The sequence below is a fragment of the Streptomyces sp. SID1328 genome (genome assembly GCF_009865595.1).
Classification (GTDB): Bacteria; Actinomycetota; Actinomycetes; order Streptomycetales; family Streptomycetaceae; genus Streptomyces; species Streptomyces griseoluteus.
Genome location: NZ_WWKH01000233.1, coordinates 1 through 4,795, shown reverse-complemented (window position 1 = coordinate 4,795; position 4,795 = coordinate 1). Strand labels below are relative to the sequence as shown.

Annotated in this window: 5 protein-coding genes; 4 read left to right on the top strand and 1 reads right to left on the bottom strand. The window is 69.0% G+C overall.

The annotated features are described in order from the left end of the window. Nucleotides 1–1,761 (top strand): transcriptional regulator (locus GT030_RS06555; RefSeq protein ID WP_161200261.1); only part of this gene is annotated, 1,761 nt, incomplete at its 5' end. A gap of 12 nt (nucleotides 1,762–1,773) precedes the next feature. After that, on the top strand, nucleotides 1,774–2,331 hold the full coding sequence (locus GT030_RS06550; RefSeq protein ID WP_161200260.1) for an XRE family transcriptional regulator: 558 nt from the start codon (nucleotides 1,774–1,776) through the stop codon (nucleotides 2,329–2,331). Between the two features lie 157 nt (nucleotides 2,332–2,488). On the opposite strand, the gene GT030_RS06545 is transcribed toward GT030_RS06550, so the two are convergent. Continuing rightward, nucleotides 2,489–2,863 carry a glycine cleavage system H protein gene (locus tag GT030_RS06545; protein WP_161200259.1) on the bottom strand — a complete coding sequence of 125 codons (375 nt, stop codon included), beginning with the start codon at nucleotides 2,861–2,863 and terminating at the stop codon, nucleotides 2,489–2,491. Between the two features lie 367 nt (nucleotides 2,864–3,230). Here GT030_RS06545 and GT030_RS06540 point away from each other — a divergent pair, with 367 nt between their 5' ends. Together GT030_RS06540 and GT030_RS06535 are read left to right on the top strand one after the other, a co-directional pair. Then, nucleotides 3,231–3,890, top strand: coding sequence for a TIGR02391 family protein (locus tag GT030_RS06540; RefSeq protein ID WP_346009579.1), 660 nt, complete (start codon nucleotides 3,231–3,233; stop codon nucleotides 3,888–3,890). 59 nt (nucleotides 3,891–3,949) lie between these two features. Beyond that, nucleotides 3,950–4,381: a hypothetical protein gene (locus GT030_RS06535; protein WP_161200257.1), complete on the top strand. Its 432-nt coding sequence runs from the start codon at nucleotides 3,950–3,952 to the stop codon at nucleotides 4,379–4,381. The last annotated feature ends 414 nt before the right edge of the window (nucleotides 4,382–4,795 follow it).

Sequence of the window (4,795 nt, the reverse complement as noted above, 5' to 3'; positions counted from 1 at the left end):
GGTACCCCGGCGGGCGGCGCCGACCTGCGGTTCGAGAACGGGCCGCTGGCGGTCGTCGACGTCGAGGACGGCAAGGTGCTGGCGTACTGCGTGGGCGGCCTGGTCCTGGACGTGCCCGCCAAGTCCCTGCCGTCCCTGGTCGACTGGACGCTGCGCCAGGCCAAGCTCGGTCAGCCGAAGCTCGCCGGGCCGGGCAAGGACGCCGATCCGCTGATCGTGCTCACCGAGGCCGCGCTGGAGCGCTACGGCCTACCCGTCACGCTGACGGAGGAGGAGAAGCATGCCGGGCGGATCCCGGAGGGTCACAAGGTCATCAAGCAGCTGGCGCGCGCGGAGTGGAAGCTGACCAAGCGCGGCTTCGGCCCGTGGGCGCGGATCTACCGCCCCGCCACCGGCTCGGAGCGGGCCTGCGTGCAGCTGTGCATCCCGTCGTGGAACGCGCTCGACACGCGGCACTGGGGCGAGGCCGGACAGCTCCTGCCAGCCGAACTCGCCCGCGTCCTGGGGGTGTACGCCTCGCGGGTGATGACACCGCGCGGATCGACCGCCGTGACCGGCCTGGAGCTGATGACCGCGCTGCACCCGCCGACCCGGGCCTCCGAGCCCGACGCGACGGGGAAGCGGCGCTCCGAACACAACCCCGGCTCGCTCGGCAAGGACGCCATCGACCCGATGAACTGGCCGCCGTGCGAGGTCCCCGACGGCCACCCCGTCCTCAAGGACCTGCCCCGCTTCCACGTGCGCGGACCGGCGGAGAAGCTGTTCGAGGAGGCGTACGACTGGGCACGGCCGATGACCGATGCCGAGTGCACCCTGCGCCACCTGGTCGGCATCGACGTCAACATGGCCTTCGCCGCCGGCGCCAACGGCCTGAACGTCGGCCTGGGAGCGCCGACGCACGTCACGAACCCGGTGTTCGACCCGAAGCTGCCCGGCTCGTGGCTGGTCGACCTGTCCCACGTCGACCTGTCCCGCGTGAAGGTCGGCAAGGACAAGTGGGCGGACCTGGACGCGAGTCTGCTGCCCAGCCCGTTCACGCCGAAAGGTGAGCGGCCCGAGGGCCCGGCCTGGTACGCCACGCCCACCGTTGCCTACGCCCAGGAGCTCGGCTACGAGGTGCGGCCGATCGAGGCGTGGGTCCGGTACGAGAACGGCCGCTACCTGGACGGCTGGTACAACCGGCTCCGTGACGCCTTCCTCGCCACGATGGCCGACCTCGGCGTCGACGCCGACCTCGCCCCGGCCGACTTCCTCGCCGCGATGGACGGTTACAAGGAGCGCGACCCGGAGCTGGCGATCGTCGTCTCGGCGATCAAGGCGACGGTCAAGGGCGGCCTGGGCAAGCTCCGCGAGCGGCCCCGGGGCGAGGGCTGGCGGCCGGGCGAGCCGTGGCGCGCCCTGTCCCGCCCGACGTGGCGGCCCGACATCCGCGCGGCGGTCATCTCCCGCACCCGGATCAACCTGCACCGCAAGATCGTCAAGCACGCCGCCTGCACCGGCCAGTACCCGATCGCGGTCCTGTCCGACTGCGTCGTCTACGCGGCCAACGGCACGTCGCCACTGGACTTCCTGCCCTACAAGGAGGGCAAGCCTCTGCCGGGCGGCTTCAAGCTCGGCATCAACCCGGGCCTGGTCAAGTGGGAGGGCACCCAGGACGTCCTGTGGGGCGAGGAAGTCCGAGAGCGGTTCAACGCTCCGCAGCTCAACCTCGCCCGGTACATCAAGGACGGCACCGTCACCGACGTCGACAACGGAGAGTAGGAGAAGGCGACGATGAGCCTGTTCGGGGACGGCCTGGACGCCGCGGTGCAGAAGGCGTTCACCCGCCCGGCACCAAAAACGGCGGGCCCGCAGATGAGGTACCTGGTCAAGCAACTGGGCGGCACCAAGCCGGTCGCCCAGATGTTGCGGATCTCGCAGCGCACCGTTGAGCGGTACGTGAAGGACCAGATCAAGAAGCCTCGGGCCGACCTCGCCGCGCGCCTGGAGCGCGAGGGGAAGAAGCGGTGGCAGCCGCAGATCCGGGCCAAGGCCCGGCAGAAGGCGGCGACCACCGGCGGCATCGTCGTCGACACCCGCGCCCGGCTCGGCTACACCGCGCCGATCGGGTCCACGGACCAGGACCGCATCCGGCACCTGACCGTCGCCCTGCCGCCCCGCTACGCCGCCCGCCTCTTCGACGCCCAGGAGGCCGGCGCCACCGACCAGCAGCTCCAGGAGATCGCCGCCGAAGCGCTCAAGGAGGTGTACTTCCAGGACGGCGGCCGCCGCGCCGGCTCCCTGGAGGAGGTCCGGTTCACGGACATCGAGCACCTCGAGTTCGACCTGTAGATCGCCCTGCGGCAAGGGCCCGAACCGCCTTCTTGTGACTGGGCGCTTCAGTTGGCGAGTGAGCGTGCGAGATGGCGACTTGAGTGGAGTGATCCACGGCTCGGGGTCAACCTCGATCTTTCTCGATCGGGCGAGCCAGGATACGAACTCGCGGTTGTCAGCCGAACATCTCCTCGTACGTCGCCGCGTCGATCACCCCGTAGGCGGGCGCTCCCCTGTCCGGCTTGATGCAGAACAGCCAGCCCTCGCCGTACGGATCGCTGTTCACCAATTCAGGCTGGTCGTCCAGGGTGCTATTCACCGCGGTCACTACACCGCTCCTGGGGGTCTGCACGCGCATTTCGCCAGAGGGCGACTCCACAACGCAGACAGCCTCCCCGGCCATCATGTGCCTGCCGACCTCGGGAAACTGAACAAAGACAACGTCCCCAACCCGCTCCTGGCCGTAGTCGGTGATGCCGATTCTGAACTCCGGGCCACGCTCGCTCATCCACGAGTGGTCCTTCGTGTACTTGAGGTCGGACGGAATCATGACGATGCTCCCGTAGCAGATAGTGACGATTCGAAATCAGATTGTCACAGGCGGGAGGGGGACTTCCTGTTGATCGACGGCGTGTTCACCAGGACTTCCTCTCCGGAACCTCGTGCGCATCCGCCAGACGCCGGCTGCGCAGGCAGCCGTGCTGCCTCTGGAGTGGACGACGCGGCCCAAGGGCGCGGGAGGCCCGAGCAGCTCGCGCACGACCTGGCACCGGGATGCGGGCTGTACCGCGCCTCTGCTCAACTCGCCGTATCGAATGCTCAGTCACACTTCTGGGTTCGGGCCCTTGCCGCTGCTCCATGCTTTGCCGAGCCGGCGGAACGGGGACTGTCAGACCCCGCTCCTAGGATGCGGCCCCGTGGACCGAGACTGGATGCGACAGCAGCTTGAAGCGTTTGCCGACCTGGCCCTGCGCTACGAACGCAGCACAAGACCGGGCGACTACATAGGTGATCCGACACTCTACGAGCAGCTGCACCGCGCAGAGCCCACGGTCAAGCAGATCCTGCGGCTCCTGGACCCGGAGCTTGCCGAAAAGATCAACCTGGACCAGATGGCGGGCGAAGCCATGGCCCGCCATGAGGTTCACCGGGGCCTGGGCATCCTGGCCGACATGGACGAATGGGCCGCCCGGCTCGTACCGGATGCACCCACGCTGCCCGCCGACCAGTTCCACCCCTGGGTGTGGGAGCCGGCTGCCCCGCTGTGGGGCGCAGAGGCCCGGCAGGACGCAGTCCTGGCTGCTGCCCGCACCGTCAGCCGCCGACTCCCGCAGAAGCTGGGACGCCACGACATCGGCGAGACGGACCTGGGCATGCAGGCTTTCGACATGAAGGACCCCGTCGCAGGCAAACCGCGCCTGCGATTCGACGGCGACCGCAACACACCGACCTGGTGCGCCCGCCAGGACGGCGCCAAGTACCTCGCGGCCGGTGCCTTCCTCGCCCTGCGGAACGTTGCCGCTCATGAGGATGCGGTGCCCTGGACCAACAGGGAAAGCCAGATCTCATGTACGTGAGGTCAATGAGCACCGATCCCTGCATCGGTGCTCATTGACCTCACGTACATGAGGTTCCGGTGCAGTCGGTGTCGTGGGCCATCAGCCTCATGGAGCAGGGTGGCCACCCCGCCGAACTGATCAAGGGCGGCGGCCACAGCGCCGTGCTGGACGGCGGAGAGTGGGCGACCCCCATGCCACGGCAGATGAGCCCGGACAACGCCGGTGACGACGCCCTGATCGGCCAGGCACTGGAACGCGCCAGCCGCCGCGGGAGGAGGAGGAGGGTCTCGGGGTGGAGCTGCAACCTCTGCTCCAGCCGTATCAGGCCCGCTGCGACGACGCCGTTGCGTCGGGCTATCTGGCTGTCCTCACCGGAGCCTGCCCGGCCAAGCACGGCCGGATGGGGACGGGTGTGCGTCATGGGAGCCGGGCACGAGACGGCCTGGCCGCGCTGGGGCGTCTTAGCAGCTAGCCCCATCGCGTGGCTGGGGTCCGCCCCCGACGACTAGGAAATGTCTTACGGATGAGGTGGCCCTTGTCCAAAGCGCTCAGCAAGGGCCACCGGTGCCTGGCTGCCTGTCAGAGCCGGACCCCTCGCAGGCTAGTGGCCTTACCTCAATCGCACCCGCCCAGTTCGTCAGCCGGGTGACGAACCGGAGTCTGCCCGCACGCCTGACTGTCTCGGACACGGCCATGGTCGGGGCGACCACAAATCCGACCCCGCCTGCCAGCGCCCCGACCTGACGACATGAGCGAACACCCTGCTGACCCGGGGCCACCCCGACCCACTGGCTGACTGCTCCTCCGCATCGGATGGTGGCCGGTCAGGCGCCGCAGGGGGTGTCGTTGTTGCGGAGGCTGTGGGTGGTGTCGTTGAGCTGGTAGGAGCGCAGGTCGCCGATGGTGCCGCCCTCGCGTCCGAC

Coding starts and splice junctions, on each gene's coding strand:
- GT030_RS06550 (WP_161200260.1), top strand. CDS start 1,774: ATGAGCCTGTTCGGGGACGGCCTGGACGCCGCGGTGCAGAAGGCGTTC.
- GT030_RS06545 (WP_161200259.1), bottom strand. CDS start 2,863: ATGATTCCGTCCGACCTCAAGTACACGAAGGACCACTCGTGGATGAGC.